The sequence below is a fragment of the Nitratireductor alexandrii genome (genome assembly GCF_004000215.1).
Lineage (GTDB): Bacteria > Pseudomonadota > Alphaproteobacteria > Rhizobiales > Rhizobiaceae > Mangrovimarina > Mangrovimarina alexandrii.
On the sequence record NZ_RBVY01000028.1, the window covers coordinates 1 to 2,421 of the forward strand.

Annotated in this window: 2 protein-coding genes; both read left to right on the forward strand. The window is 60.3% G+C overall.

All coding sequences use genetic code 11. The features are described from left to right. The first annotated feature begins 92 nt into the window (after positions 1-92). On the forward strand, positions 93-1,178 hold the full coding sequence (locus tag EP380_RS23340; protein WP_080723358.1) for a YeiH family protein: 1,086 nt from the start codon (positions 93-95) through the stop codon (positions 1,176-1,178). A 10-nt stretch (positions 1,179-1,188) separates the two neighbouring features. Further along, complete coding sequence (locus EP380_RS23345; protein ID WP_127601224.1) at positions 1,189-2,115, forward strand: LysR family transcriptional regulator; 927 nt, start codon at positions 1,189-1,191, stop codon at positions 2,113-2,115. The last annotated feature ends 306 nt before the right edge of the window (positions 2,116-2,421 follow it).

Consider the following 2,421-nt stretch of genomic DNA (forward strand, 5'->3'; position numbering starts at 1 on the left):
AGTGGATAATTGCGCGCTCCGAAAATGTTTGCGACAAGCCCCTATATGTTCTTAAATGTCGGACAGATTCACCACTTTCGTGTCGTGACGCCATGAATGCGCTTCCCAGAATCGATCTCGAGCACGCCGCCCAAACCGATACGCCGGCCGTCGCGGTCAAGCACCACGCCGAACCATACCGCCAGCATACAATTCGCACTTTGGCTCCGGGCCTGTTCCTTGCGGCGCTCATCGCCGGATTGGCTTTGGTCCTGCGTCAAGCGCCGGGCGTCGGCGCCTTCAGTCCGATGATCATCGCAATCGTGATCGGAATGGCGTTTCACAACCTTGTGGGGACGCCGGCTCGCGCCAGGGCGGGGGTAGCGTTCTCGATGCGCACGCTTCTGCGCGGCGCGATCATTCTTCTGGGGCTACAACTGACAATCATTCAGGTCGCGGAGGTCGGCGCCGCCGGTGTCGCCATCATCGCAACGACGCTCGGCGCCACGTTTGCCTTCACGCTCTGGTTCGGGCGGCTGATTGGCGTCGAGCGCAAGTTGGCCGAGCTGATCGCGGCAGGCACCTCGATCTGCGGCGCCTCCGCCGTCATCGCCACCAACACGGTCACCCGAGCGCATGACGAAGATGTCGCCTACGCGGTCGCCTGCGTCACGGTGTTCGGCTCGATCGCGATGTTTGCCTACCCGCTGCTGCCCGGCCTCCTGCATCTCGATGCGCACGGCTTCGGCCTGTGGGCGGGGGCATCGATCCACGAAATCGCGCAGGTTGTCGCCGCAGCCTTCCAGGACGGTAAGCAGGCGGGCGAGTTCGGCACGATCGCCAAGCTGACGCGGGTGATGATGCTGGCGCCGATGGTCCTCGCGCTTGGCTTCGCGACGACACACCGGATGAAGTCGAAGGGTCCGGACCATACGCAGGCAAGACCGCCAATGCCGTGGTTCGTGCTGGGTTTCGTCGCGCTGGTCGGATTGAACAGCGCGGTCGCTATCCCGGAAGACGCAAAGGCCTGGATCGCGACCCTGACGACGTTTCTCTTGTCGATGGCGCTGGCCGCGATGGGCCTGGAGACCGATTTTCGCAAGCTCAAGGCCAAGGGTGCGCGCCCGTTCCTTCTGGGACTCGCTGCCTTTCTTTTCATCGCCTCATTTAGTCTAATGCTCGTCAAGCTTGCCGGATGAGAAGACCCACATGACCCTCGAACAACTTCGCATCTTCATCGCGGTGGCGGAACGCGAGCATGTCACGCAGGCGTCGCGTGACCTGAACCTGACGCAATCGGCCACTAGCGCCGCGGTCTCCACGCTTGAGGACCGCCACCAGGCCAAGCTTTTCGACCGGATCGGCCGTCGCATCGTGCTGACTGAAGCCGGCAAGATCTTCCTGTCCGAAGCAAGGGCCGTCGTTGCACGCGCGCAGGCGGCCGAATCCGTGCTGGCCGACCTCTCAGGTCTCAAGCGCGGCAAGCTTACGATTGCAGCCAGTCAGACCGTGGCCAACTACTGGCTGCCGCAACACATTCAGCGCTTTCAGAAGCATCACCCAGGCATCACCGTTACGATGACAATCGGCAACACCGCAACGGTAACGTCCGCCATCCATGACGGCGCAGCCGATCTGGGCCTCATCGAAGGCGACGTTGACGACCCATCGCTGACGATCAGCGCGATAGCCGAAGACGAGATCCTGATCGTCGTCGCGCCTGACCACCCATGGGCCAGCCAGATCCCAAACCCGAAACGTGACTTCCAGCAGGCGTGCTGGGTGTTGCGCGAACCGGGTTCCGGTACGCGCGCAATCTTCGAAGCAGCGTTGCCGGCTCTAGGCGTAGACAAAGCAAGTCTCGATATCGTCCTCGAGCTGCCGTCGAATGAATCGGTGCGCGCGGCGGTACAGGCCGGCGCTGGCGTGACGGCGATGTCGCGGCTCGTTGTGGCCAATGCGCTGGCCGCCGGCACGCTCCGATCGGTCAAGATCGCCTTGCCGCCGCGGCAGTTTTTCCTGCTCGCGCACAAGGAGCGCTACCAAGCCCGCGCGGCCCAGGAGTTTCGTCACATGGTAACAGAACTCTCCGCGGCCGATAATAAGCGATTTTCAACAACTTATCTGGCGGTATGAGAAAGGTGTGGAATGGTACTCCTCCCATTTTGCCCCGCGTTGCAACGACCTGTCTGGCAAGACCATCGATTTTCTGACCGCCAAACATATGAGCTAGAAATTGGTATCGAGCGGCATATTTGAGATGCTGCACAAGTGACGTGTAGTAATCGATTTCACTATCCGTTATGATAGTGATCTGCGCTTCTTTGCATTTCGCCAAGGCTACGTCATTCCACGAAATATTTCTTTTCGCTATAACAATCCGAATCTTGAGCTTGGCCTGCTGTCGATTTAGGTTTGAAACCGAGACTCGCGCATTGAGTG